This window comes from Gordoniibacillus kamchatkensis, assembly GCF_000829455.1.
Taxonomy (GTDB): Bacteria; Bacillota; Bacilli; order Paenibacillales; family NBRC-103111; genus Gordoniibacillus; species Gordoniibacillus kamchatkensis.
Genome location: NZ_JXAK01000006.1, coordinates 69,080 through 94,917, shown reverse-complemented (window position 1 = coordinate 94,917; position 25,838 = coordinate 69,080). Strand labels below are relative to the sequence as shown.

The 25,838-nt window shown below is 58.0% G+C and carries 24 protein-coding genes and 1 pseudogene; 2 read left to right on the top strand and 23 right to left on the bottom strand.

The annotated features are described in order from the left end of the window. Positions 1 to 10 precede the first annotated feature (10 nt). Positions 11 to 1,000 (bottom strand): RluA family pseudouridine synthase, encoded by a 990-nt coding sequence (locus SD70_RS05220; protein ID WP_052487070.1) that lies wholly within the window; start codon positions 998 to 1,000, stop codon positions 11 to 13. An 8-nt stretch (positions 1,001 to 1,008) separates the two neighbouring features. Next, positions 1,009 to 1,500 (bottom strand): signal peptidase II, encoded by a 492-nt coding sequence (lspA, locus tag SD70_RS05215; protein ID WP_041046302.1) that lies wholly within the window; start codon positions 1,498 to 1,500, stop codon positions 1,009 to 1,011. 106 nt (positions 1,501 to 1,606) lie between these two features. Between lspA and SD70_RS05210 the strand changes: the two genes are divergently transcribed. Then, positions 1,607 to 2,353: a TraR/DksA C4-type zinc finger protein gene (locus SD70_RS05210; RefSeq protein ID WP_041046300.1), complete on the top strand. Its 747-nt coding sequence runs from the start codon at positions 1,607 to 1,609 to the stop codon at positions 2,351 to 2,353. Positions 2,354 to 2,392: 39 nt separating this feature from the next. On the opposite strand, the gene SD70_RS05205 is transcribed toward SD70_RS05210, so the two are convergent. The 13 genes and pseudogenes from SD70_RS05205 to SD70_RS05145 all read right to left on the bottom strand — a co-directional run bounded on the left by SD70_RS05205 (position 2,393) and on the right by SD70_RS05145 (position 14,615). Further along, positions 2,393 to 2,737 (bottom strand): DUF5665 domain-containing protein, encoded by a 345-nt coding sequence (locus tag SD70_RS05205; protein WP_041046379.1) that lies wholly within the window; start codon positions 2,735 to 2,737, stop codon positions 2,393 to 2,395. A 98-nt stretch (positions 2,738 to 2,835) separates the two neighbouring features. Continuing rightward, positions 2,836 to 5,610, bottom strand: coding sequence for an isoleucine--tRNA ligase (ileS, locus tag SD70_RS05200; RefSeq protein WP_041046298.1), 2,775 nt, complete (start codon positions 5,608 to 5,610; stop codon positions 2,836 to 2,838). 422 nt (positions 5,611 to 6,032) lie between these two features. Then, positions 6,033 to 6,524, bottom strand: coding sequence for a DivIVA domain-containing protein (locus tag SD70_RS05195; protein WP_041046296.1), 492 nt, complete (start codon positions 6,522 to 6,524; stop codon positions 6,033 to 6,035). Between the two features lie 153 nt (positions 6,525 to 6,677). Next, positions 6,678 to 7,460: a YlmH family RNA-binding protein gene (locus SD70_RS05190; protein ID WP_041046294.1), complete on the bottom strand. Its 783-nt coding sequence runs from the start codon at positions 7,458 to 7,460 to the stop codon at positions 6,678 to 6,680. Between the two features lie 6 nt (positions 7,461 to 7,466). Then, on the bottom strand, positions 7,467 to 7,694 hold the full coding sequence (locus tag SD70_RS05185) for a YggT family protein (protein ID WP_052487079.1): 228 nt from the start codon (positions 7,692 to 7,694) through the stop codon (positions 7,467 to 7,469). 84 nt (positions 7,695 to 7,778) lie between these two features. Then, on the bottom strand, positions 7,779 to 8,204 hold the full coding sequence (locus tag SD70_RS05180; RefSeq protein ID WP_041046290.1) for a cell division protein SepF: 426 nt from the start codon (positions 8,202 to 8,204) through the stop codon (positions 7,779 to 7,781). Positions 8,205 to 8,261: 57 nt separating this feature from the next. Then, entirely contained in the window at positions 8,262 to 8,948 is a 687-nt protein-coding gene (locus SD70_RS05175; protein ID WP_041046289.1) for a YggS family pyridoxal phosphate-dependent enzyme, read from the bottom strand. A gap of 15 nt (positions 8,949 to 8,963) precedes the next feature. After that, a pseudogene (pgeF, locus tag SD70_RS05170) lies at positions 8,964 to 9,837 on the bottom strand (peptidoglycan editing factor PgeF). A gap of 119 nt (positions 9,838 to 9,956) precedes the next feature. Further along, on the bottom strand, positions 9,957 to 10,262 hold the full coding sequence (locus tag SD70_RS05165) for a YlmC/YmxH family sporulation protein (protein ID WP_041046287.1): 306 nt from the start codon (positions 10,260 to 10,262) through the stop codon (positions 9,957 to 9,959). Between the two features lie 352 nt (positions 10,263 to 10,614). Next, positions 10,615 to 11,397, bottom strand: coding sequence for an RNA polymerase sporulation sigma factor SigG (gene sigG, locus SD70_RS05160; RefSeq protein WP_041046285.1), 783 nt, complete (start codon positions 11,395 to 11,397; stop codon positions 10,615 to 10,617). 189 nt (positions 11,398 to 11,586) lie between these two features. Then, the gene (sigE, locus tag SD70_RS05155; protein WP_041046283.1) at positions 11,587 to 12,309 is read right to left on the bottom strand and encodes an RNA polymerase sporulation sigma factor SigE; all 723 of its coding nucleotides are present in this window, start codon (positions 12,307 to 12,309) and stop codon (positions 11,587 to 11,589) included. Between the two features lie 41 nt (positions 12,310 to 12,350). Then, positions 12,351 to 13,322 (bottom strand): sigma-E processing peptidase SpoIIGA, encoded by a 972-nt coding sequence (gene spoIIGA / locus SD70_RS05150; protein ID WP_231571051.1) that lies wholly within the window; start codon positions 13,320 to 13,322, stop codon positions 12,351 to 12,353. An 81-nt stretch (positions 13,323 to 13,403) separates the two neighbouring features. Further along, positions 13,404 to 14,615 (bottom strand): MFS transporter, encoded by a 1,212-nt coding sequence (locus SD70_RS05145; protein WP_231571050.1) that lies wholly within the window; start codon positions 14,613 to 14,615, stop codon positions 13,404 to 13,406. Between the two features lie 183 nt (positions 14,616 to 14,798). Between SD70_RS05145 and SD70_RS05140 the strand changes: the two genes are divergently transcribed. Further along, the gene (locus SD70_RS05140) at positions 14,799 to 15,134 is read left to right on the top strand and encodes a MerR family transcriptional regulator (RefSeq protein WP_041046279.1); all 336 of its coding nucleotides are present in this window, start codon (positions 14,799 to 14,801) and stop codon (positions 15,132 to 15,134) included. A 632-nt stretch (positions 15,135 to 15,766) separates the two neighbouring features. Here the strand turns inward: SD70_RS05140 and ftsZ are convergent. The 8 genes from ftsZ to murD all read right to left on the bottom strand — a co-directional run bounded on the left by ftsZ (position 15,767) and on the right by murD (position 25,837). Next, on the bottom strand, positions 15,767 to 16,876 hold the full coding sequence (gene ftsZ / locus SD70_RS05135; RefSeq protein ID WP_041046277.1) for a cell division protein FtsZ: 1,110 nt from the start codon (positions 16,874 to 16,876) through the stop codon (positions 15,767 to 15,769). A gap of 36 nt (positions 16,877 to 16,912) precedes the next feature. Beyond that, a complete protein-coding gene (gene ftsA, locus SD70_RS05130; RefSeq protein WP_041046375.1) occupies positions 16,913 to 18,172 on the bottom strand; it encodes a cell division protein FtsA in 1,260 nt (419 codons plus the stop codon). 324 nt (positions 18,173 to 18,496) lie between these two features. Further along, a complete protein-coding gene (locus SD70_RS05125; protein ID WP_231571049.1) occupies positions 18,497 to 19,417 on the bottom strand; it encodes a cell division protein FtsQ/DivIB in 921 nt (306 codons plus the stop codon). A 207-nt stretch (positions 19,418 to 19,624) separates the two neighbouring features. Continuing rightward, a complete protein-coding gene (gene murA / locus SD70_RS05120) occupies positions 19,625 to 20,875 on the bottom strand; it encodes a UDP-N-acetylglucosamine 1-carboxyvinyltransferase (RefSeq protein ID WP_041046275.1) in 1,251 nt (416 codons plus the stop codon). A gap of 16 nt (positions 20,876 to 20,891) precedes the next feature. Continuing rightward, the gene (gene murB / locus SD70_RS05115; protein WP_041046273.1) at positions 20,892 to 21,800 is read right to left on the bottom strand and encodes a UDP-N-acetylmuramate dehydrogenase; all 909 of its coding nucleotides are present in this window, start codon (positions 21,798 to 21,800) and stop codon (positions 20,892 to 20,894) included. Between the two features lie 395 nt (positions 21,801 to 22,195). Then, on the bottom strand, positions 22,196 to 23,263 hold the full coding sequence (locus SD70_RS05110; protein ID WP_041046271.1) for an undecaprenyldiphospho-muramoylpentapeptide beta-N-acetylglucosaminyltransferase: 1,068 nt from the start codon (positions 23,261 to 23,263) through the stop codon (positions 22,196 to 22,198). A gap of 9 nt (positions 23,264 to 23,272) precedes the next feature. Further along, positions 23,273 to 24,370, bottom strand: coding sequence for a stage V sporulation protein E (gene spoVE, locus SD70_RS05105; protein ID WP_041046269.1), 1,098 nt, complete (start codon positions 24,368 to 24,370; stop codon positions 23,273 to 23,275). Between the two features lie 60 nt (positions 24,371 to 24,430). Then, the gene (murD, locus tag SD70_RS05100; protein ID WP_041046267.1) at positions 24,431 to 25,837 is read right to left on the bottom strand and encodes a UDP-N-acetylmuramoyl-L-alanine--D-glutamate ligase; all 1,407 of its coding nucleotides are present in this window, start codon (positions 25,835 to 25,837) and stop codon (positions 24,431 to 24,433) included. Position 25,838: the final 1 nt, after the last annotated feature.

The window sequence follows — 25,838 nt, the reverse complement described above, 5'->3', positions numbered from 1 at the left end:
CGCCACACTGTCACGACGTCCGCAGCACGTGCAGCAAATGCTCCATATCGTCCGGCAGCGGCGCCTCGAACAGCAGCTGCTCCTTCGTCCGCGGATGCTCGAAGCCGAGCACCGCAGCGTGCAGCGCCTGTCCGTCCATCGTCAGCCCCTTGCTCCGGCCGTACATCGGGTCGCCGACAAGCGGATGCCCGATAAATTTCATATGAACGCGGATTTGATGCGTCCGCCCGGTCTCCAGCTTCAGCTCGACGAGCGTGTAGTCCCCGAACCGCTCGACGACGAGGAAGTGAGTCACCGCCGGCTTGCTGTTTTTGTCCGTGACCGTGTACATTTTCCGGTCGTGCGCGTCGCGTCCGATCGGGGCGTCGATAGTGCCGTGATCGTGGGCGACGTTGCCGTGCACGAGCGCGATATATTTGCGCGTCACCGTATGCCGCTTCAGCTGCTCGGCGAGGCCGGCGTGCGCCTGATCGTTTTTGGCCGCCATGAGCAGCCCGCTCGTATCCTTATCGATGCGGTGCACGATGCCTGGCCGCAGCACGCCGTTAATGCCGGACAAGTCTTGGCAATGGTAAAGCAGCGCATTCACGAGCGTGCCCGACGTATGTCCCGGAGCCGGATGAACGACGAGGCCGCGAGGCTTGTTCACGACGATAACGTCCGCATCCTCGTACACGATATGAAGCGGGATCGGCTCCGGCCGCACGTCCGCGTCCACCGGCTCGGGAACGGCCACGTGCACCGCATCGCCCGCAGCCAGCTTGTAATTCGGCTTCACCGCCGCGCCGTTTACAGTCACATGGCCGTCCTTGATCCACAACTGTACTTGCGTGCGCGACGTCTCCGTCTGCAGCGAGTCGGTAACGAACTTGTCGATACGCTCGCCCGCCTCCGCCTCCGAAACTATCCATTCCAGCGTCTCGAGCTCGGCCTCCTGCGCATCTTCGCTTGCCGCCGGAAACCGCTTCGGCTCAGCCTTGTTCCCGTTGTTCAAGCTCATTGGCCGCCTTACCCCGCTGTTTGTCCTTTTTCCAGCCGAACAAGCGCCTCGAGGAAAATCAAAGCGACGCCGACGACGATCGCCGAATCGGCCACGTTAAAAATCGGATACGTGTAATACACTTCTTTGCCGAACCAGAAAAAATGAAAATTGAATTGCAGAAAATCGACCACTTCGCCCGTAAAAGCGCGATCGATCAAATTGCCGACCGCCCCGCCGAGCAGCAAGCTGAGCGCGGTGCACATGAGCGTGCGGCGTTCGCTGCGCATGCGCTGCAAATACCAGATGACGCCCCCTACGACGACGAGCGTGATCAGGATGAAAAACCAGCGCTGCCCTTGCAAAATCGAAAACGCGGCGCCCTTGTTGCGGTGCGACGTTATGAGAAAAAAATCGCCGATAACCGATCTCGCTTCGCCGAGCGTGAGCCGGCTTTTGACGATCCATTTGGTCAATTGGTCGACGGCGATGATCAGAAGCGCATACACATAATATCTCAACTCCGAATTCCCTCCTTCAATTTCCTCACTAAAACGGCCGCGGCTGGCCAACACTAACGGCACAGCGCGTAAAACCCGCACGACTTGCGAAAGGAGCTTTTCGCGGATGACCCAAACGAATCGTCTGACCGACGCGCAGCTAAGCGAGCTCAGGCTGAAACTGCTGGACGAAAAGGTGAGCCTGGAACGGCGGCTTCACGACACGGAGCATTTCGGCCTGTCCCACGACTCGCAGCGCGAAAATACCGCCGAGCTCTCGACGTATGACAACCACCCTGCCGACATTGGCACCGAAACGTACGAGCGGGCGAAAGACATCGCCTTGACCGAAAGCGCCGAGCATCAGCTCGAGCAAGTCAATACTGCACTCGAAAATATCGAACAGGGCGCTTACGGCATTTGCAAAACGTGCGGCGCTCCGATCGGCTACGACCGCCTCGAAGCCATTCCGACGACGGAATATTGCAAAGAGCACGTCCCCGACCCGCATCCGTCGGAACGAAGGCCGATCGAAGAGCGGCTGCTCGAGCCGCCGTTCGGCCGCACGAGCCTTGACGAGCTCGCCAGCTCGCAAAATCAGTTCGACGGCGAAGACGCGTGGCAAATCGTCGCCAGCTGGGGTACATCGAACACCCCCGCCATGTCCGAAAACCGCAACGTCGACGACTACAAAGACGTCTATATCGAGGCAGACGAGCACGAAGGCTTCGTCGAGCTGTACGAAAGCTTCCTGGCTACCGACATGTACGGGCAGAACGTCACCGTCGTCCGCAGCAAAGCGTACCGGGATTATATGAGCAGCGGCGAAGGCGAAGGCCTGCTTGAGCCTGACAGGACGGAAGAAACATATTGAAAGGGAGCCCGCTTCGGGCTCCATTTTTCACATTCAGCTTCAATACACGTAGCCGTCATGCTCTAATTGCATTTGCACATGCTTGACTACTTCCGCGATATATCCGCCGATGATCGGCAAGTCCAGCGCCCCGAGCATGCGCAGCAAATAAACGATGGACGAGGTAAAAATCGTAAACCCGATTGCAATACCGACGCCGCGGGAGATGCCGGCCACAAGGTTCAGCCAAATGAGCCGCCGCGGCTTGTGCATCAGCTGCACGTAATCGGCGATTTGCGATTTTTCCATGGTTTGTGCAATTTGTTCCACGCGTTCGCGTAGCGTCGCGACCAGCTTGCGCTGCTCCGCTGCCGACGCGGCAGTGTCATCCGCTGTCCTTGCCATTTCCGAAGCCTGCCTCCGAACCGGCCCCCGGCCTTGCCGGAGCGCCCCGCGCGCGGGACTGAACCGCCGCAGCGAAGCGGCCATCAAGGAGGGATCCGTTAGTGTTGACCGGCGTAATGCGTCTGCACGACGTCGTTACACCTGTTGCACAGAGTGGGATGCTCCTTATTTTGCCCGACTTCCGGCGTTACTATCCAGCAGCGCTCGCATTTGCCTCCTTCCGCCGGCACGATTTTGACGGCTGTGTGCTTGCCTTTCAGCGCGTCGTTCGGTGCTTGTTCGAAGCTTCCGGCCGTCTCCGCTTGCGAGACGATGAACAGCTGATCGAGCTGCTCGAAGCCGCTGAGCAGCTTCGCCGTTTCCGCAGTCGGATACAGCAGCACTTTGGCCCCGAGCGAGTTGCCGATCGCTTTCGCCTGGCGGGCTTCCTCCAGTGCCTTCAGCACCTCGTCGCGGACGAACAGGAACTGTTCCCACTTGCGCTCCAGCGCATCGTCGAACAGCGACGCGTCGACTTTCGGCAGCTCCGCCACCTGCACGCTGAACAGGTCCGTGCCCGGGATGAACTTCCACACTTCATCGCTCGTATGCGGAATGATCGGCGACATCAAAATCGTAATCGCCACGAGCGCATCGTACATAACGGTTTGCGACGCCTTCCGCGCCGGGTCGTGCACAGCGCCGGCGTACAGCCGATCCTTGATGATGTCGAGATAGAACGAGCTCATCTCCACCGCGCAGAAGTGATGGATCGTTTGGTACACCAAATGAAACTCATAGTTGTCGTAAGCCTTCACGACGCGTTCGATCATGCGGTGCAGCCGCGCCAGCGCGAACCGGTCGAGCTCGCTCATCGCCCCGGCCGGCACCCGGTCTGCGTTCGGATCGAAGCCGCTCAAGTTGCCGAGCATAAAACGGAGCGTATTGCGGATTTTGCGGTACACTTCCGTAATTTGATTCAGGATCGCATCGGAAATGCGATGGTCGGACTGGTAGTCGACGGACGACACCCACAGCCGCAAAATGTCGGCGCCGAGCTTTTGGCACACTTGGTTCGGGTCGACCGTATTGCCGAGCGACTTGGACATTTTGCGACCTTCGCCGTCAAGCGTGAAGCCATGGCTCAGGATGCCCTTGTACGGTGCGGCGCCCTTGACGGCGACACCGGTGATGAGCGACGAGTTGAACCAGCCGCGGTATTGGTCGGAGCCTTCCAAATACAGGTCGGCCGGCCACTGCAGCTCCTCGCGCGTTTCCAGCACGCCCATGTGGGAAGAGCCGGAGTCGAACCAAACGTCCATAATGTCCGTCTCTTTGCGGAACTCGCCGTGCCCGCATTCCGGACATTTCGTCCCGGCCGGAAGCAGCTCCTCAGCTTCTTTCAGGAACCACGCGTTCGAACCTTCGCGCTCGAAGATGCCGGCGATATGCTCGATTGTGTCCTTGTTGACGAGCGGGTGGTTGCACGAGCGGCAGTACACGATCGGAATCGGCACGCCCCAGGCGCGCTGCCGCGAAATGCACCAGTCGCCGCGCTCGGCGATCATGTTGTGCAGCCGCACTTCGCCCCATTCCGGCGTCCACTTCAAGCGCTTGATTTCGTCCAGCATCGCCTGCCGGAACTTGTCGACGGAAGCGAACCACTGCTCTGTCGCACGGAAAATGACCGGCTTCTTCGTCCGCCAATCGTGCGGATACTGGTGCTGGATCGTCGACTGCTTCAGCAGGTGGCCGCTTTCCTCGAGCTTGGCGATGACCATGCCGTTGCCCTTCTCGTAAAACACGCCCTCAAAGCCCGGCGCTTCGCTCGTAAAATGCCCCTGGTCATCGATGGGGTTAAGTACGCCGAGATTGTAGCGCTGGCCGATAGCGAAGTCGTCTTCGCCGTGCCCCGGCGCCGTATGGACGCAGCCGGTACCGGCGTCCAGCGTCACATGCTCGCCGGTCATGACGAGCGACTCGCGGTCATAGAACGGATGCCGGCACGTGACGTACTCCAGCTCGCTGCCTTTGACGGTCGACAGCACTTTCACATCGGTCCAGCCGATTTCTTTCGCCGCCGCTTCCAGCAAGCCTTGCGCAAGCACAAATTTGCGGCCGCCTGCTTCCACAACGGCATAATCGAATTCCGGATGGACGCTGATGCCGAGGTTCGCCGGCAGCGTCCACGGCGTCGTCGTCCAAATGACGATGGCCGCGTCTTGCGGCAGCTTGCCCTTGCCGTCTTTGACGCCAAACGCCACGTAGATAGACGGAGACGTTTTGTCGCGGTATTCGATTTCGGCTTCGGCGAGCGCGCTTTCCGACGACGGCGACCAATAGACCGGCTTCAGCCCTTTGTAAATGTAGCCTTTCTCGACCATACCGCCAAACAGGCGAATTTGCTGCGCCTCGAACTGCGGCTCAAGCGTGATGTACGGGTTGTTCCAGTCGCCGCGCACGCCGATCCGCTTGAACTGTTCTTTCTGCTTCTCCACCCACTGCAGCGCATACTCTTTGCAATATTCGCGAAATTCGGACACGCTCATCTTTTTGCGGTCGACTTTGCCGCTGTTGGCGATCGCCTGCTCGATCGGCAGGCCGTGCGTATCCCAACCGGGCACATACGGAGAGTCGTAGCCCTGCAGCGTCCGGAAGCGGACGACAATATCTTTCAGCGTCTTGTTGAGCGCATGGCCGATATGAATGTCTCCGTTCGCGTACGGCGGACCGTCGTGCAAAATCCATTTCGGCCGGCCGCGCCGGCTCTCCTGCACTTTCGCGTACATGTCGACTTCGTCCCACCAAGCCTGCATTTTCGGCTCCGCCTGCGGCAAGTTGCCGCGCATCGGAAACTCCGTCTGGAGCAAATTGAGCGTCTTGCTGTAATCCATCTGTCGTAACCTCCCTTACAAAATCAAAAAAGCCCCTCATCCCAAAAGGGACGAGGAGCTCTCGCGGTACCACCCTAATTAACATACCGCCGGCTCTGCGCGCTGCGTGGCAGCACGGAACTAGCGCATGTTCGCTTGCGCCATCGGTAACGGAATGACCCGGCCTTCCATACTGAACGGACCGCAGCGATGCGCAAAAACGCAAGCTTGCGGCAGCCGTCGTTCCGGCGGCACTCTTGGGAGATTTTCGCTCGTGTCCGAAGGGTCGGGCTTCCACTGTCCCCGATTCGCTGGCTTCGCATGGACGAACTACTCGGCCCAATCATCGTGTTGCTGTCATGACTTATATGTTCGAAGTATAGCGAATCGCAGGCTTATAGTCAACATGGCAGCCATCCCCCCGGCCCCGGGGCTTTCGCCGTTCAATACGAACGGTTGTCCGTGTCGGATTCGACCGGCTCAAGCGCCTTCCAATCGTCTTTGCTGAGCAGCTCGAGCTGGGCTTCGACAAGCGTTTTGAAGCGGGTCCGGTAGACGGAAGCCTGCTTCTTCAGCTCCTCGATTTCGAGGGCGATTTTGCGCGAACGGGAGAGCGCTTCATTAATAATGCGGTCGGCGTTCTTCTCCGCTTCTTTCAAAATGAGCTGCGCTTCTTTCTTGGAATTGTTCTTGACCTCGTCCGCCGCCTCCTGCGCGACGATGATCGTTTTGCTCAGCGTCTCTTCGATATTGGCGAAATGGTCGAGCCGCTCCTGCAGCGCTGTGACCTGGTTTTGCAAGTCTTTGTTTTCGCGAATGAGCACCTCGTAATCTTTGATTACTTGATCGAGAAACTCGTTCACTTCATCTTCGTCATATCCGCGGAAAGAACGACCAAACTCTTTGTTGTGTATATCGAGCGGCGTTAACGGCATTGGTGCACCTCCGGCAAAAGTAGAAATCGCTATGTACTCCATTCGACAGGAAAGAGGGAATTCCTGCAATCCTCGCGACAAAAAATTAGCGGCGAAGCGTCATGACGCTTCGCGCCTGCGGCTCCTGCCGCGGTCCCGCCAATTCCGTGCCCGTTATACGTACTTCCCGACTTTAACCCGCATGCGGCCGCTCTTCGTCACGCCTTCGACATCCAGCACTTTAAACCGCCCGAACCCTTGCATCGACACGATGTCGCCCGCTTTCAGCTGCGCGCTCGGGTTCGCCTCCGGCTTCCAGTTGACGCGGCAGCGGCCGGCTTGAATCGGGACGATCGCCTTCGCCCGGCTGAGCCGGAATACGTCCGAGACAATGCCGTCCAGCCGCATCGAGGCGACCGACAGCTGCAGCTCCTGCAGCTTCGATTCGGTCGCGATAAGCCGATCCGGCGGCAGCACCTCCGTATGCACGGCGACTTTGCCGACATGAGTCAAGTTCAGGTGCAAATAGTCGGCAGCCTCTTCCTCCACCAAGTAGTGGCAGCCCGTCGGGCCGGCATGGATATCGCCGATTTTATCCCGTTTCATGCCGAGCGCCAGCAGCGCCCCCATATAGTCGGAATGGTCAAGCTCGGCGATCTTGGCATCTCCCGACGTCACGGCCAGCACCCGGATGCCCATATCCTCGTCGTCAAGCCGCATATAATCCGGAGCGATCAGCGCTCTTCGCCGCTCCGCCCCGGGATACCCGCCGTCCAGGCGAAGCTGCGCATCCGGATTGCGGTTCAACAGCGTCGTCAATATAAAGGCCTGTCTCGGGTCGAGAAAATCGGTGCGCCGCAGACGATGCTGGTCTACGGCGCGCTCGATCCAATCCCGGGCTTTATCCACAAACGAATGCTCGTCGGGATGAAAATGTTTATGAATTTCCGTATTCACCGCACGTTACCCCGCAAACCTGCCGAAAATGAATTCGATGACGGCAAAAAGACCGAGCGCCACGAAGCGGAGCGCAATAAGGGCGACGACCGGCGAAATATCGATCGGTCCGATCGACGGAATAATGCGGCGGAAAATACGCAAATACGGCTCGGTGAACGTCGCAAGCAAGTTGCCGATGAAACTGTCGCGCGCGTTCGGAAACCATGACAGCAAAATGTAGCCGATAATCATGTACGTGTAAATTTCCTGCAGCACGCTGATAGTTTTCAGGATGTACACTAGAGCCAAACGGTTCACCTCAATTCCGAAGGGCTTCTACCCCTCATTAATCATTTCCGTAATCGAGCCTTGAATGTCGACCGAATCCGGCGTACACAGGAAAATGTTCGGCCCGACCTTGGCGATCGTTCCGTTCAGCGCATACACTGTACCGCTCAGAAAGTCGACGATCCGGATCGCCTGATCGGCGCGCACGCGCTGCAAATTGACGATAACGGGGCGGCGCGAACGCAGATGGTCGGCGATTTCCTGCGTCTCCTCGTAGGAGCGCGGCTCGTTGAGCACGACTTTGACGTTTTTTTGCGAATGAATGCTGACGATATTGTTTTTCCCTTTACTATTACGTGCCTCGAACGGGTTGGTTTCAGGTTCTTCGACTTGTTCCACGATTCGTTCCCGCTCGATCACTTCTTCTTCTTCCTGCAGCCCCAAAAAATTCATGAATTTGTTCATAACGCCCATAATGTCTCCTCCCTCATGGTGAACTATGTATGTTCGTCTTCCATCCGTGCCGGGAAATTAGAGCTCCTTGCCGACGAGTACCGTGCCGAGCCGAATCCAGGTGGCCCCTTCCTCGATGGCGATTTCGAAATCGCCCGACATGCCCATCGACAGGTGCGGCGCTTCATAACCGAGCGAGCCGCTGCGGTTCAGTTCGTCCCGCAATTCGCGCAGCGCGCGGAATACCGGCCTCGTCGCCTCGGCCTCCAGCTCGAGCGGAGCCATCGTCATCAGGCCGACGACGCGGATATGCGGCATGTCCCGCAGCTGCCCGGCGAAGTCCGCCAGCTCTTGCGGCGGCAAGCCCTGCTTGCTCTCTTCGCCGGATACGTTCACTTGGACAAAGCAGTTTTGCACGATACCGAGCCCCGCCGCTTTTTTCTCGATTTCCTTTGCGAGCGACAGCCTGTCCAGCGAATGAATGTAGGCAAACTTGCCGACAACGTCCTTCACTTTGTTCGTCTGCAGATGGCCGATAAAATGCCATGTGCCCCGCTCGTGCAGTGCTTCCCACTTGGGCTGAACGTCTTGCCAACGGTTTTCGCCGATATGCATCAGGCCGAGATCGAGCGCCTGCTTCGTCGTCTCCAGCGATACATATTTCGTGACGGCGATGATCTGCACCTCGTCCGGCGATCTGCCGCACCTTGAGGCGGCAGCCGCGATACGGGCGTTTACGTGTTCGATTCGCTCTTCCATCGTCATTGCTATCCGTTCTCCTTACGTTTCCGTGCCGTCCTGGCGCAGCGCGATCCAAGCGACCATGCGCCCCGTTCTCCCGCCTTCCTTGCGGTGCGAGAACAGCCGATCGGTGCTGCAGCCGGTGCACAACGTTGATACTTCGATACGAGACGACAATATTCCTGCTTTTGTCATCAAAAGTCGATTCAATTTTTGCAGGCTCAGCTGATATTTGCCCGCTTCCCGTCCGGCCTGCAGCACTTCGGCGCTTTCCTCCGGCGCCGCGTCGTGAGCGCTGAGCGCCTCGCGCACTTTTCCTGCTACCGTCTCATCGACCTCGTAGCAGCATGCGCCGATCGACGGACCGATCGCGGCGAGCAGCTCCTCCGGCTTCGTGCCGAACGTTTCCTGCATGCGCAAGACAGTCGCCCGCGCGATGTCGCCTACCGTACCTTTCCATCCGGCATGGGCAAGCCCGATGGCGCGGCGCACGGGATCGTAAAAATAAAGCGGCACGCAGTCCGCATACATCAAATTGAGCGACACGCCGGGCTCCGCCGTGACGAGGCCGTCCGTATCGGCCAACGCCGACTCGCGGCTGGCGCGGCCGGCTCCCCGTCCGTTCAGGCCGACGACGGCCACGTTCGTGCCGTGCACCTGCTCGGCGTACGTATGTCCCGCGAACGGGACGCCGACCGCCCGCGCCAGGCGCTCCCGGTTGGCGACGAACGCGCGCCGGATCGTCTTCGACGTGAAGGCCGCAGTTGAACGTGCCGTACGGAGGCTCGCTGACGCCTCCGTGGCGCGACGTAAAGCCTGCCGTGAGGCCGGGGTAACGCTTTGTCCACGATTCCAGCACATAAAGCGAGGGCCCATATTTCTTATCCGCTTCTCTATATATGAACGGTTCCATCCATGTCCGCTCCTTTCCGGCTTCGCCATGCGGCGCTGGCTTCAGTGTACCACATGCAAACGCTGTCGGAAAAACGGCATTTGTGGCCGTAGCGGCTAAATGTGTGCGCAGCCTCGCCTTTATCCGCGGAACTGCCGGTTGTATTCGTAATATTGCTGCTGGTCGACTTCTTCGGGCACGCGGTTCACGCGGACGTCGTCCAGTTTGACGAGCACGACGTCCATCCCGATCTTGACGATGTTTTTCCACGGAATGATGACGTCCGTGCCGCTGCCGAACAAGCCGAAAAATTTGCCCTGGCTCGGCACGACGATCGCATCGATCCGCCCTTGCCGCAAATCGAGCTCGAGGTCGCTCACTTGGCCGAGCTTTTTGCCGTCGACAATGTTGATGACGTCTTTCGTCTGGAAATCGGAAATTTTCAAGCGCCAGTCACCACGCTTCGTTAGGAGATCGCCTATCTGTTTTAGTATATGTGCAAGCCGGGCAAAATGTCCGCCTGCGCCCTCCGCGCACAAAAAAACGCCCGGCCCTTGTCCGGGCCGGGCACGTGTGTCGGGAAAAGCGGAGTGGAGGATGGGAATGTAGGCCTTGGAGCTACAAGTTTTGCGTAGCAAAACTCGCTTCGTAAGCATAAGCCTTTGAACTCGTGTTCCCACCATGTTTCTTATTCGAGTTCAATAAAGCCGGAGACCCGCATTCTTAGGTCCGCAGCGCAGCCCGCTTTCTCGGGCAGACTTACCCGCCCTTTATCCGGGCCGTGCTCGCTAGCGTGCGTTACGTTTTGACGTGCTTTTGCATTTGCGAGATGGCCGACTTTTCCAGCCGCGACACTTGCGCCTGCGAAATGCCGATCTCGTCGGCAACCTCCATCTGCGTCTTGCCTTCGAAAAACCGCATCGATAAAATCATTTTCTCCCGCGCGTTCAGCTTCCGCATCGCTTCCCGCAGAGCGATTCCCTCGATCCACGACATATCCTTGTTGCGCTCGTCGCTAATTTGATCCATGACGTAAATCGGATCGCCGCCGTCATGATAAATCGGCTCGAACAGCGATACCGGGTCCTGGATCGCGTCCAGCGCGAACACGACATCTTCCTTCGGCACGCCGAGCGCTTCGGAAATTTCGTAAATCGTCGGCTCGCGGGAGTTTTTGTTCGTCAGGTTGTCCCGCACTTGCAGCGCCTTGTAGGCGATGTCGCGGAGAGACCGCGATACCCGGATCGGGTTGTTGTCGCGGAGGTAGCGGCGAATTTCGCCGATGATCATCGGTACCGCGTAAGTCGAGAACTTCACATTTTGGCTTAAGTCAAAATTGTCGATCGCCTTCATAAGTCCGATACAGCCGACCTGGAACAAGTCGTCCACAAATTCGCCGCGGTTGTTGAAGCGCTGAATGACGCTCAGCACAAGCCGCAGGTTGCCGTTCACCAATTTCTCTCTTGCCGATCGATCGCCCCTCGTCTGCAGCTGTACAAAAAGCTCGCGCATTTCGGCGTTGGTCAGTACGGGCAGCTTTGCAGTGTCGACACCGCAAATCTCGACTTTGTTTCGGGTCACCGTGAATACCTCCCAAGGAGAAACATTACTGTACATTATCTCCTCGGGCGGCATTTTTATGCGATGCGAACACCGCTGAGAGCGCTTCCGCAGCGCCCCGCAAACGGCAATCGCAGATGCGCCAAGCAGCGGCAACGCTTCCACAATCAAGAAAAAAAATGCGGACTTGCGCCCGCTGTTCGGTCGGCCTTACACCATTTTGTTGAATTCTTTGCGGAGCCGCTTAATGATCCGTTTTTCCAGACGCGATATGTACGATTGGGAAATGCCCAGCAAGTCGGCGACGTCTTTCTGCGTCTTCTCCTCGCCGTCCTGGAGCCCGAAGCGCAGCTCCATAATGATCCGCTCCCGTTCGGTCAGCTTGTCGAGCGCCTTGTGCAGCAGCTTGCGGTCCACCTGCTCCTCAATGTTGCGGTAAATCGTATCGTTCTCCGTGCCGAGTACGTCCGAGAGCAGCAGCTCGTTGCCGTCCCAATCGATGTTCAGCGGCTCGTCGAACGATACTTCCGTGCGGATTTTGCTGTTGCGGCGCAAGTACATCAAAATTTCGTTCTCGATGCAGCGCGACGCATAGGTCGCCAGCTTGATTTTTTTCTCGGGATCGAACGTATTGACCGCTTTGATCAAGCCGATAGCGCCGATGGAAACGAGATCCTCGATGTTGATGCCGGTATTTTCGAATTTCCGGGCTATATAGACGACGAGCCGGAGGTTGCGTTCGATGAGCATCGCACGGATCGCGGCATCTCCGGTCGGCAGCTTCTCCAGCAAATATTCTTCTTCTTCCCGGGTAAGCGGCGGCGGTAGCGCTTCGCTGCCCCCGATGTAGTAAATTTCCTCGCCTTTCAGCCGCAGCAGCATGAGCAGCCTATACATCTGCAGCTGCAAACGCATCTTCCACTTCCAAAGCATCGCAGTTCCTCCCGGTTATGCTTGTGCTGTCGCTAATAACGTCAATTGGCGATAATCGCCGGATGAATGATGGCTTGGTACGCGCTGTCGTGGGATAACGTGCCGCCATCAAGCCCGATAAGCACCTTCGTGATGTCCCGCGTTTGTTCCCCTTGCCTGATAACGACCCGGTCCGGCTTCAGCGCGAGCATAAATTGCGTGCTCCGCCCGATGCCGCGAAACGGCACGAGCCGCAGCCGATCTTGCCATATGAACGGTTCGCCGCCAAAACCCGCGATAAGCTGATCGACTTCGCAGCGGCGTATGCGCTCGAGCCAGGCGGGCGGCAGCCACGGCTTGAGCCGCTCCGCTTCCATCACGAGAACCGGCGTGCGGGTAAGCGGATCGTACAGCTGGTTGCCGGTGTCGATAAGCCCTGTGCACGTCGCCTGCACGTTGCCGATCATAATGGTGACTTCCGCCAGCAGCTCGGTCATCTCTTGCTTCCGCTTCGTGAACACGAACACGTGGCGCACGAGCACGATCGCGGCGACCGCCGTCACGACGGTCAGCAGCGGGCCTGTGCTGAACTGGTACAACGTGCTGCCGGTCTGCGTGAGCAAAATGCCGTTCAGCACGTCACCGGACGACAGGAGCAAATAGCGGAGGCCGAACATGCAGCCGGCATAAGCGAAGTTGACGAAGTAGAACATACCGAGGTCGCGGGCCAAATTTTGCAAGCTGGAGAAGCCGAACGCAGTCATAATCATGAAAACGGAAAATATACTTTTCACAGCGAAGGTGAAGAGCACGTGCAAGCTCGGCAAAAACAAAACGAAAACGTATCCGGCGCCCAGGGCGGACGCCAGCGCCAACCTCCACCAGACGACGCGCTTGCGTCTGGCCCATGCGGTCGTGGCCAAGACAGCCCCGTCCATGAGCAGGTTGGTCATGAAAATGAGATCGAGGTACACGACCATCGCCTTGTGCGCCCTTTCCCGACGGATGAGAACAGTATAGCGAAGTACGTTCATGAAGTCTGTCTAATCGCGCCGGGAGGCTATGACTTATTTTGTCGAGATGCGGAGTTGGCGAAAAAAGAAGCAAGCCGGACGTTAGCGGCTTGCTTCTTTTCGTTTGCGATCCGGCACGAAAAAGGTGGCGGCGAAGGCGAGCGCGAGGACGGCGGCGAGCGCTTCGTAAGTTAGCATGTAGCTGCCCGTTTTGAGCAGAGCGAGCGCAACGATGGGGCCGAGCGTCGCCCCAACGAATAAGACGAACATATAGAGCGTGATTGCGGCACCGCGCGCATCACCCGCTATGCTGCCGACCATCGAGATCAGCGTAGGGACCGTGAGCGAAATCCCGGCGACAAAAACGACGCTCATGACGATGGAAACCGCAAGGCTGGAGCTCATGCCGACTGCCGCAAGTCCCGCGGCGGCAAGCGCAAGTCCCGCCCGCAGCATCTCCTCCATCCCGTACTTCGCCACAAGCCGCCCCGCGAAAGGAGAGCAAATCATCCCGATCGCCCCTAACGCTCTGACCGCAAAAATTTGATTCGCGTTCAAAGCAAATGGGGCATGGGATAAATAAGTGCCCAGCACCGCATACATGCCGACAAACGAAAAAAGCAGCGTCACTGCGATGAGGTAACAGACGGACAACGATCGTTGGAAACTTACTGTACCCATTTGCTTGAAAAATGCCAGCACCGTTGCCGGAGAACGGCGGGGCTCCCCTTTCGGCACGAAGGCGCCGACCAGTACGGCGGATAACAAATACAGGGCGCCCAGAAAATAAAATACATAAGACCAGGTCAGAAGCCCGTTGACGACGCTGCTGAACAGCTGTCCGGCAATTCCCGCCACCAAAAAACCGGTGCTGACAAACCCGACGGTCGTTACCCGTTTTTCCGCCGGATACGTTTCCCCGATGTAAGCGAGCGCGGAAGGGGCAAAGGTCGCCGCCGCCAAGCCTTGTACGGCGCGGAATGCGATGAGCTCGGGCAAGTTCGCGGCAAATCCCATGAGAACGGTAATGAAGGCCAAAGCGGCAAGCCCCCATAAGATCGTGTGCTTGCGGCCGTACCGCTCGGACACGGGGCCGAATAACAACCCGCCGGCGCCATAAGCAAGCGAAAAAGCGCTGCTGGTCCATGCCGCCATATCCGGCGAAGCATGAAAAGCACCCGCGAATACGGAAACCATCGGCAGCGTAATGTATAAGCTTGACACGACAACGAGGCCGCACCATACGAGCAAGCCGGTCGTTAACGGGTAATTCGGGGCAGCCGGCCTGGTTCTTTTTTCAGCCCATTGCATCATTCGATACCACTCCTTTTATATAGTGCACATAAAGTGCACGTTTTGAAAATGATGGACAACGTTGATATTCTTCGTAAATTGTAATATTTCTACAATCATTGTCAATAATATTTCAATCATTGAAATCATCGTTCGTATAACGTAAAATGAAGACAATAAGGCCAAACAGAAGGTGTAGATCATATGAGCACAAACGAACCGTTGGACCTTTGGCTGCTGGATGTCGAGCTGTTGAAAAAACTGGTGGTCGGTATCGGGGAAGTATCGGAGATCACCGGAGTGCCGCAGCGGCAAATTCGCTATTGGGAAGAAAAGGGAATTATCCGGGCGGTCAAAGAAGGCGAAGGTACGACGCGCAAATACGATTATCTCAGCATCAAAAAAATACTTTTGGTGAAAGAGCTGCTCGACGACGGCTATACGCTGGACGCGGCCGCCAAAAAAGTAGAAGATCGAATGCGGACGGTCACAGAGGTATTTAAAAAGCTGGCGGACCGCACGGAAACTGCAAACGAGTAATCGAGACGCAACCGTTGTAAGGGAAGCTCTGCCGCATATGCGGCAGAGCTTCTTGCGGCTGCAGGTTCTCCGGCTATCTCGCGAGCTGCTGCCATGGATTTGAAACATGCACCCGCTCCGGCGTTCTAGCAATGTAACTTCTGCATCATAACGGAACTCCGTTCCGCTATGCGTTGCATTTCCCGTTATTTCCCGGAACTAACGGAGCGAGGTTCCGTTATTCTCCTACAAAATCGTGTTTGCTCAGCAATTTCGTTCTAATAACGGAAAGAAATTCCGTTATTTTGCCCGATTCATCCTCATTTCGTGAAATAGCGGAACACAGTTCCTCTATGGCCTGCCAAGTGCGGTTCCCGGGCGCAGACGCACCTCGCAGTCCGAACAGCTGGATGCCGAACGAATATCGCCCTGGCAGTTACCGGTTATCGGAGGAGGCAGGTACCGAACTACAGCAAGTTCCTTTAACAAGGCCGCTGCTTTTCTATGCGCAGCCCTTTCGCCAACGCTAAAAAGCCTGCCCAGGGAATGCAACGTCCTGACAGGCTTTTTCATATTTATTTGTTAATTACCCCAATTGAGAAGGTCATAGTTTGAGGCTGGAATTTCAAGCTGGGCGCTGAATTAAGGAAAGCTTACTTATCCGTATTCCGTCGGTTGCGCAGGAAAGTCGGGATGTCCAGCTGGTCGCCGGACGGCTGGGCGCCGAACGGGCGCAGGTTGCCCGTGCTTGGGCGCGGATCGTGCTGCTCCTGGCCCATCGGACGTCGTACCCCCGGCGAAGCCGAAGCACGGTGCTCGAAGCCGGTTGCGATAACGGTGACGATGATTTCATCCTTGAGCGCCTCATCGATGACCGCACCGAAAATCATGTTCACGTCCGGGTCGGACGCGGAAGCGACGATGTCGGCCGCCTCGTTTACTTCGTACAGCGACAAATTGAGGCCGCCCCGAATGTTCATCAGCACGCCGCGCGCGCCTTCGATCGAAGTTTCGAGCAGCGGGCTCATGATCGCTTTGCGCGCCGCTTCGGCCGCGCGATTTTCCCCGGTGCCGGTCCCGATGCCCATCAGCGCGGAGCCGCGCTCGGTCATTACCGTCTTCACGTCGGCAAAATCGAGGTTGATCAAACCGGGCACAGCGATCAGGTCGGAGATGCCCTGCACCGCTTGGCGCAGCACGTTGTCCGCTTCGCGGAACGCTTCCAGCATCGGCGTCTTCTTGTCGACGATTTCCAGCAGCCTGTCGTTCGGGATAATAATGAGCGTATCGACTTTTTCCTTAAGCGCCGCAATGCCTTGCTCGGCTTGCATCGCCCGCTTGCGGCCTTCGAACGTGAACGGCCGCGTTACGACGCCAACCGTCAGCGCGCCGCATTCCTTGGCGATCTCGGCAATGACCGCCGCTGCACCGGTGCCGGTGCCGCCGCCCATGCCGGCGGTAACAAACACCATGTCGGCGCCGCGCAGCGTATTCATAATCAGTTCTTTGGACTCTTCGGCCGCTTTCTTGCCGATTTCCGGATTCGCTCCGGCGCCGAGCCCGCGAGTCAGCTTGTCGCCGATTTGCAGCTTATGCTCGGATTTCGCCAAATGCAGCGCCTGCGCATCCGTATTGACTGTAATAAACTCGACGCCCTTGACGCCGTTCTCAATCATTCGGTTTACGGCGTTGCTGCCGCCGCCGCCGACGCCGATTACTTTAATTTGCGCCAGCTGATCCATTTCAAGATCAAATTCCAACATGCGGGTCGTTCCCCCTCATTGTACTATCGGTGCATTTTAAATAAACTCGCTAAGCCAGTTTTTGAATCGTTCGAACACGCCGGGCTTGTCCGCCGGCGTCTTTTTCACCTTGGCGGCGGACGTCTTCGCCGGTGGGGTCGTCTTTCTTGCGGCGGACGGCTGGCGGCTTCGCATATATTTGGCTGCGAATTGTATGATGCCAACGCCGCTTGTAAAGGAGGGGTCCCTAACGCCGATAAAGTCAGGCACCGCAATGCGGACCGACGTTTCCAGCTCCTGCTGCGCGACGGCGAGCATGCCGGGCATCGATACGGTGCCGCCTGTCAGCACGTAGCCGCCGGGCAGCTCCCCGTAACCGAGACGCTGCACTTCGGCACGAATAAGCTGAAAAATTTCCTGCACTCTAGGCTCGATGATGTTCGCCAAATCGATCTGGGAAAATTCTTTGTCGACGTTGCTGCCGATTCGCGTCACTTTGAACAGCTGATCGCCCGCCGCATCTTCCACGACCGCGCAGCCGTATTTCAGCTTGATCCGTTCCGCCGCATCGACTTGCGTCCTGAGGCCGATTGCAATGTCGTTCGTAATGAATTCGCCGCCGATCGGAATCGTCGTAGTAGCGACGAGATTGCCGTTCTCGAAAACGGCGATCGTCGTCGCTCCGGCGCCGACGTCGACGAGAACGGTTCCGATCGACTTTTCGTCTTTGGACAGGGCCAGTTGGCCGGCTGCAAGCGAAGATAAAATCAATCCGCTCACTTTGAGCCCCGCCTTGTCTACGACGCGAAGCAAGTTGTGAATCGACGTCTTCGCACCGGTGATGATCGACGCTTCGACCTCGAGCCGAACTCCGATCATGCCGCGCGGATCGTGGATTCCTTCTTGGCCGTCGACCAAATATTGCTTCGGCACGACACCGATAATTTCCCGCTCCGGCGGCAGAGCGATGACCCGCGACGCTTGGATGACGCGATCGATGTCCTCGTCGCCGATTTCCCGGTCTTCGTTGGAAACGGCAACAACGCCGTGGCTGGACTGAAGAAGAATATGATTGCCGGTGATGGCCACGTATACTTCGTCAATCGTGATGCCAACCATGCGCTCCGCATGATCGACCGCGCTGCGGATCGATTGCACGGTCTGGTCGATATCGACGATCGCTCCCTTGCGCATCCCTTCCGAATCTGCAGAGCCAACACCGATTATATTAATGGATCCGTTAACAACTTCTCCAATAATCGCTCGCACTTTGGATGTACCGATGTCCAAACTGACAATGATGTCATTACTGCTCAAGCCCTTGGCACCTCCCATTTCATCGATAAACTCGGGCATGGAGTCTCGAACCTTCTGTACTTATTCCACACAGCGCTCTACTTTCCTCTTTTTTCAACAATTTTTTTCAATATTCGCCGTTTCGTATGCTAGGGTACGTTATGTAGCATGGCTAGAAAGCCCGCAAAATTCCATAATAATAATTCTATCACGGTTTCTACCAGTTGAGTAGTCTATTTTTTCAGGCATGAGGCGGAAAGTACAAATGAGGGCATTTCCAACATTTCCATACTTTATCAGTTTTTCCGAATGGTTAGAAGAGCGATGCGCAAAGCAGCGCACCGCTCAGCCCTGCTTCTTCTCGTCGCTCTTTGTAGGCCCCGGTTTCCCGCCCGGCTTGCTTTCCTTGCCCGTATCTTTGCCGCCGTCTTTGCCGCCGGATTTAGCGCCCCCGCCGGCTCCCGCGCCGGAATCTTTGCCAGCGGACGCGTCCGCCGCATCCTTGTTGCCGCTTGCCGCATCGTCTGTGCCGAGAGGAGCGTGGGAATCCGTCAGCAGCATCGTGATGACGCCGCCGTTCACGTTATTTTCGTGCAAGTTGTCGACGATGGACGGCAGCCGTTCGATTTTATCGGGAAGAAATCCTATCGTCGTCTCCACGATGAATTGCGAGCGCGTATACATGCGGATTTTGTCTTCGAAACCGGTTGTCGGATCGGGCTTGATTTCGGAAATGTCGCTGAGCAGAGCGGCCGGAATTTGCCCGAGCGTCTTGCACAGCTTCAGCCTGAGCGGATCGCCCTCTTTCCAGCCGGTAAGCAGCGGCTTGTCCGGAACGGCGCCTTCTTTTTGCAGCGGCGCGCTCGAGCCGTCCGCGAGCACCGCTTCAAGCTTGCCGCCCTCTCCTAGCTGGAAAGCTACTTTCGGAAACTCCTTCACTTCGATCGTGACGAGCCCCGGGAACCGCTTGGTCACGTGAACGGACTGCACCATATGCAGCGAGGCAACGTTTTTCTCGATGCTTGCTCCGGAATGCGCAAAAAAATGGTCGCCAACCCGGAGGCCGGAAGCTTGTCCGATCGCTTCCGCCGACAGAAACTCGTTGCCGCGAACGTCTATTGCGGTAATTTTGCTAAGCGAGGATTGGAAGAATAAGATCAGCAGCACCGTCATAAAAAATAGAAACAAGAGCGCAAGCAGCTTCCGATTGCTGCGGCTGCGGCGCTTCGGTTCGCGAAGTACCGGCATGACGCGATCGTCAGGCACGTGAGCATCCACCTCTTCCAACTCGGGAAATAAACGGCTTACGCCGTCCATGGGACGCACGCGTTTACCGTAGCGGAATCAGCCAAGTATATGCGCAGCTTATACTTTCTGATGCGGAGAAAAAAGAAACATCCCTTATCCCCTCTCGCTGCCCGGCCAGAAGGGATAAGGAACGAGACATAAGAACGGGTCAACCGGACGTTTCGGTCATGACCGGCGAATGTTGGCGCCGAGGCGGTTCAGCATTTGTTCGATGCGGTCGTAGCCGCGATCGATATGATGCACCTGCTCGACCACCGTCGTGCCGTGCGCAGCCAAACCGGCAATGACAAGCGCGGCGCCGGCGCGCAAATCGGTCGCTTCCACTGTCGCCCCGTATAAACGCGGAACGCCGCGAATAAATGCCGAGTTCAGATCGACGCGAATATCGGCGCCCATGCGGGACAGCTCGTCGACGTGCTTGAATCTGCCTTCAAAGATCGTTTCCTTAACGATGCTGGGCCCGTCGGCCAGCGTCAAAAGCACCATGATTTGCGCCTGGAGATCGGTCGGGAACGCCGGATACGGCGACGTCACGATCCGTTCGACCGCACGCGGGCGACCCAGGCAGTTCACATTTATTATATCATCACCGACGGTCATTTGAACACCCGCCCGTTTCAGCGCATGAATGACCGACGTCAGATGGGCCGGATTTACGTGCTCCAGCGTCACGTTCCCTTTCGTCGCTGCCGCAGCCACCATGACGGTACCCGCCACGATGCGGTCCGGGATAATCCGGTACGCTACCGGCTGCAGCTCCGTAACGCCGCAAATCGTGATCGTATCCGTGCCTGCTCCGATGATGTCCGCTCCCATTGCGTTCAAAAAGTTTTGCAAATCCTGAATTTCCGGTTCGCGGGCGGCGTTATAAATCGTTGTCCGCCCTTTCGCCTTGACGGCCGCCATCATAATGTTCTCCGTCGCCCCTACGCTGGGAAAATCGAGCACGATATCGGCTCCGTGCAACTGGCCTGCAGTGCAGATAATGGACTGCGGCGTTTCTTCGATGCGGGCGCCAAGCGATTCCAAACCTTTCAGATGCATGTCGATTTTGCGTTCGCCGATCGCGCAGCCTCCGGGCTGAGATACGTGCACGCGGCCGAACCTGGCGAGCAGCGGCCCCATGAGGAAAATCGAGGAGCGCATCTGCTTCATCAATTGTTCGGGCACGTGATACGAATCCGCCGTCGCCGTATTGATCGTAACGGTATCCCCCTGCAGCTCCGCTTTGCAGCCGAGACCGCAAACAATTTGAAGCATCGTTTGAATGTCGAGCAAATCCGGTACGTTGTGCAGGGTGTGTACGCCGCTCGCCATCAAGCTGGCGGCTAAGATGGGCAGCGCCGCGTTTTTGGCGCCGTGAATGCTGATCGCTCCGGAAAGAGGTCTCCCGCCTTCGATGAAGAGCTTCTCCAAAGTTCCACCTCCGAGTTTACCGCTCCCCCACCACCAGTACTTCCGGATTCAGCTGCACGCCGAACTTCTCCATCACGACGCGCTGCACCTCCTCCATGAGGGAGACAACATCATGAGCGGTCGCTTGCCCGGTATTGACGATAAAATTGGCATGAAGCGGAGACACTTCCGCCCCGCCGACGCGGTAGCCCTTCAGGCCTGCTTCTTCGATCAGTTTGGCGGCGAAATGGCCTTCCGGATTGCGGAAAACGCTGCCGGCGCAGGCAAGCTGCAGCGGCTGCGTGCGCAGACGCCGGTCTTTGAAAGCGGCCAGAGCGGCCGCGATTTCTTTCCGGTCCCCGTGTTCCAGCTCGAACACTGCTTCGGTCACAATGCCCCGCAGCTTGTCGTGCAGCACGGAATGCCGGTACGCATACTCCAGCTGCTCCCGCTCCAACGTCAACAATTCCCCGTTTTCCAGCACAAGCTCGGCTCGTTTCAAAATGCGTGACACATCGGAACCGTGAGCCCCCGCATTCATGTAGACGGCGCCCCCTACCGATCCGGGTATGCCGCCCGCGAATTCCAGCCCTGTCAATCCTTCCTTGCCGGCCATTACCGACAGCTTGATGAACGAGTACGCTCCTCCCGCAATGAGCCTCGTTCCTTCCACGCGCAGCGTATCGAGCGCCGGTCCCAGCTTGATGACGAAGCCGCGAATGCCTCTGTCGCCGATCAGCACGTTGGAGCCGCGCCCGAGGACGGTCCACGGCTGTCCGTGCGCGAACAAAAGCCGAACCGTCAGGGCGAGCTTCTCTTTCGTGCGGGGAACGAGCAGGACGTCGGCGGGTCCGCCGATCTTCCAGGTCGTATAAGGAGCAAGCGGCACGTTCAGCGATATGTCGCCGATATCGGCTTTTTGCAAGGCGGCAATGACGGATTGCATATTAGGCTAACCTCCTTCACAGAACGCTGAGGGCTCGGCAGACAGCGCAACGCGCGTGCCGCCGGCTTTCGGCCATCCGGCCCCCGGCGCGATGGTGGCCACTTCATCGCGCGGGCGGTTTGACCGCCTCAGTTGTCTGTCACGGTTATAGTGTAGTTTATGTGTAAGCTCGGAGAGTGTGACAATCGCCTAGGCGTTTGGCCGGAGGAGCAACGCCTGTTCAATGGACAAACGCTGCACGGCCGGCCAAACGCCTGGGCGTTAAGCCGGAGGAGCAACGCCTGCCTGTTCAATGGACAAACGCTGCACGGCCGGCCAAACGCCTGGGCGTTAAGCCAAGGGACAACTGTCCGGCATCGTGCTGACAGTTCGTGGTTGGCTTAACGCCCCGTTTTCTATGCCCCGGCGGATTTCCGGATCAGCTCGAGCACCGCATCGGTGCCGCTAACCGCAGCGGCGGCCTGCATCGCCTCGCGCATTTCGCCGGCGCGCGCCTGTACGTCGCGGATGCCTGCCGCAAGCGACGCCGGCGTCAGCTCTTCTTCCGCCAGCACGGCGGCATAGCCGCGCGCCCGGAACGATTCCGCATTCAAGATCTGATCGCCCCGGCTCGCCTGCCTGGACAGCGGAATAAGCAGCATCGGCTTGCGCAGCGACAAAAATTCGAATATCGACGTGGAGCCGGCGCGGGAGACGACAAAGTCGGCCGCAGCCAGCAAATCGGGCAGCTCTTCCTGCACGTACTCGAACTGCTTGTAGCCTCTTTTCCCGGCGAACGCCGAATCGACGTTGCCTTTGCCGCAAATGTGCGCAACTTGCACGAACGGCAGCAGTTCGTCAAGCGACGCCCGCACCGACTCGTTGATTTTTTGCGCGCCAAGCGAGCCGCCCATGATGAGCAGCACCGGTTTTTGCCGGTGGAAATCGCACAGCGTCAGTCCGCGCAGGGCGCTGCCTTGCGCCAAGCCGTCGCGGATCGGCAACCCGGTGCATACCGCCTTGCCGCCTTTCACGTGCTGCAGCGTCTCGGGAAACGTCACGCACACTTGCTTCGCAAACGGCACCGAAAGCTTGTTCGCGAGGCCAGGCGTCATGTCCGATTCGTGGATGAGCACAGGGATCCGGTTCATCCACGCCCCGACGACAACCGGCACGGAGACGAACCCCCCCTTGGAAAAGACGACGTCCGGCTTCAGCTTGCGAAGCAGGACGCAGGCGTCCACGACGCCTCTCATGACCTTGAACGGGTCTTTGAAGTTTTTCAAATCGAAATACCGGCGCAGCTTGCCGGAAGAAATATGGTGGAACGGAATGCCCTCGTGTTCGATGATCTCTTTCTCGATGCCGGCGTTCGAGCCGATGTAATCGACGCTCCAGCCGAGCTTCTGCAGCCGGGAAATGAGCGCCAGATTCGGCGTCACGTGGCCGGCCGAGCCGCCGCCGGTGAAGACGATTTTATGCATGAAGTCCGTTCACCTCGAATAGCGCGATATGTTGAGAAGAATGCCGAGCGAGGCCAAAATGAGCGTCAGCGACGAGCCGCCGGCGCTGACGAGCGGCAGCGTAATGCCCGTAACCGGGAACATGCCGATGACGACGCCGATGTTGATGATGACTTGGACCGCGATCATGCCGGTAATGCCGACGGCAAGCAGCGACCCGAACGTGTCGGGGGCCGTAACGGCAGCGCGCATGCCGCGCCAGATGAGCAGCAGGAACAAAAGCAGCACCGTCGCAGCGCCGATAAAGCCAAGCTCTTCGGAGACGATGGAGAAGATGAAGTCCGTTTGCGGTTCGGGCAAATAGCTGTATTTTTGCCGGCTCATGCCGAGACCGAGGCCGACGAGGCCGCCGGGGCCGATGGCGTACAGCGACTGGATAATTTGATAGCCGGCGCCGAGCGGGTCGGACCACGGGTCGAGAAACGCCGTAATCCGCTTGAGCCGGTACGGAGCGGCGATAATGAGGCCGACGAAACCGGCAAGCCCGACGAGCCCAAGCAGGCCGAGGTGCTTGAGCCGTGCGCCCGCCGTGAAAATGATAAGCAGCGACGCGCCGCAAAGCACGGCGCCGGTGCCGAGATCGGGCTGCAGCATAATGAGTCCGAACGCGAGCCCCATAAGCGCGAGCGGCGGCAGCAAGCCTTTGGTAAATTCGGTAATGCCGGATTGCTTCTCGGAGAGCAGCTTGGACAAGTAAATGATCATGCCCATTTTCATAAATTCGGACGGCTGAATGCCGAACGAGCCGATGCCGAGCCAGGAGCGCGCGCCTCCGCGCACGTCGCCGATGCCCGGAACGAGCACGATCAGCAGCAGCGCGAAGCAGACGAGGAGGCCGATTTTGGCGTACTTTTTCCATATCCAGTAATCGACGTTCATCGTGAAAAACATGGCGACGACGCCGAGCACGGCGAACAAGCCTTGGCGCTTCAAGTAATAAAACGAATCGCCGTGCTCGCGGAAAGCGAGCACAGCGCTCGCGCTGTACACCATAATAACGCCGATCGTCAAAATGAGCAAGGTTGCGGTAATCAAATAAAGGTCGGGTGCGGATCTCGCTTTTGCCATAGCTAAAGACACCTCTGCCGTTGCATACTGGGGCGGCGGCCGCATCGTCCGGGAGCTTGTTTACCGCCCTAATCTCAATTTATGCACGGACTCCTTAAACATGCGTCCCCGTTCCTCGTAGGACGTGAACATGTCCCAGCTGGCGCAGGCCGGCGAAAGCAGTACAATATCGCCGGGCCCGGCCATCGCGAACGCGGCTTCCACCGCCTCGCGCACGGCGTCCGCCGCATGTTCTCCAGTATCGACGGTTTTGCGATTCGATACACCCGCCAGCTCGGCGACGCGATCGATCTTGGCGCGCGTCTCGCCGAGAGTGACGAGCCCTTTGAGCTGCTCCTTGAATGCCGGCAGCAGCTCCATATAGTCGGAGCCGCGGTCCAAACCGCCGGCGATCAGAATAAGCTTCTGCTCGAAGGCCCCCATCGTGCTCAGCGTAGCGGCTGGATTCGTCGCTTTCGCATTGTTGTAAAACTGTACGTCGTCGATCGTCGCAACCCATTCGAGCCGGTGCTCGACGCCCCGGAATTCGCGCAGCGCTTTCGCGATCGACGCGAGGTCAGCCCCCGAAGCGATGGCGATGGCGGAGGCGGCAAGAGCATTTTCCACGTTGAAGGAACCGACAATGCCCAGTTCTCCCACCCGCACGATCGGATGCTCGGCGCCTGCCGTGTCGCGGTACACGAGCATACTGTCGCCCGGGCGCACGTACAGCCCGTACGGCAGCGGCTCCCGGCGCGAGAACGGCAGCAGCTTGGCGCGCAAGTTTTTCGCTAATTGCTTGCAGACGGCGTCGTCCCAATTGAGCACCGCTGTGTCGTCTTCTGTCTGGTTTTCGAACATTTTCACCTTGGAGGCGATATAATCGTCCATTCCACCGTGGTAATCGAGATGCGTTTCATATATGTTCAGTAGGCAGCCGATAGCCGGACGGAACTGCTCGGTCCCTTTCAGCTGGAACGAGCTCAGCTCGACGACCATCCGGTTGTCCGGCTCCGCCTCTTGCGCCGCCTCCGTCAGCGCCCGCCCGATGTTGCCGGCAACGATCGGCTTCAGCCCGCCCTCCTTCAGCATGAGCCCGACGAGCGTCGTCGTCGTCGTTTTGCCGTTGGAACCGGTAATGCCGATGATTGGCGCGCGGCAAATGCGATAAGCCACCTCGACTTCGGTGACGATGTCGATGCCTAGAGCGGCGGCGCGCTGAAGCGGTTCGACACGGTAAGGGATGCCCGGATTTTTGACGACGAGCGCTACGCCTTCGTGAATCAGATCGTCCGGATGGCCGCCGCATAACACAGAAATGCCCAGTGCCTCGAGCTCGCCCGCTTCGGGACACTGGGTTCGGTCTTTTTTATCGCTCGCCGTTACGATCGCGCCGAGCTTGTGGAACAGTTTGGCGGCGGCGACGCCGCTGCGGGCCAGGCCCAGAACGACGACCTGTTCGCCCTTGTATTCGCGCGGATGCTTCATC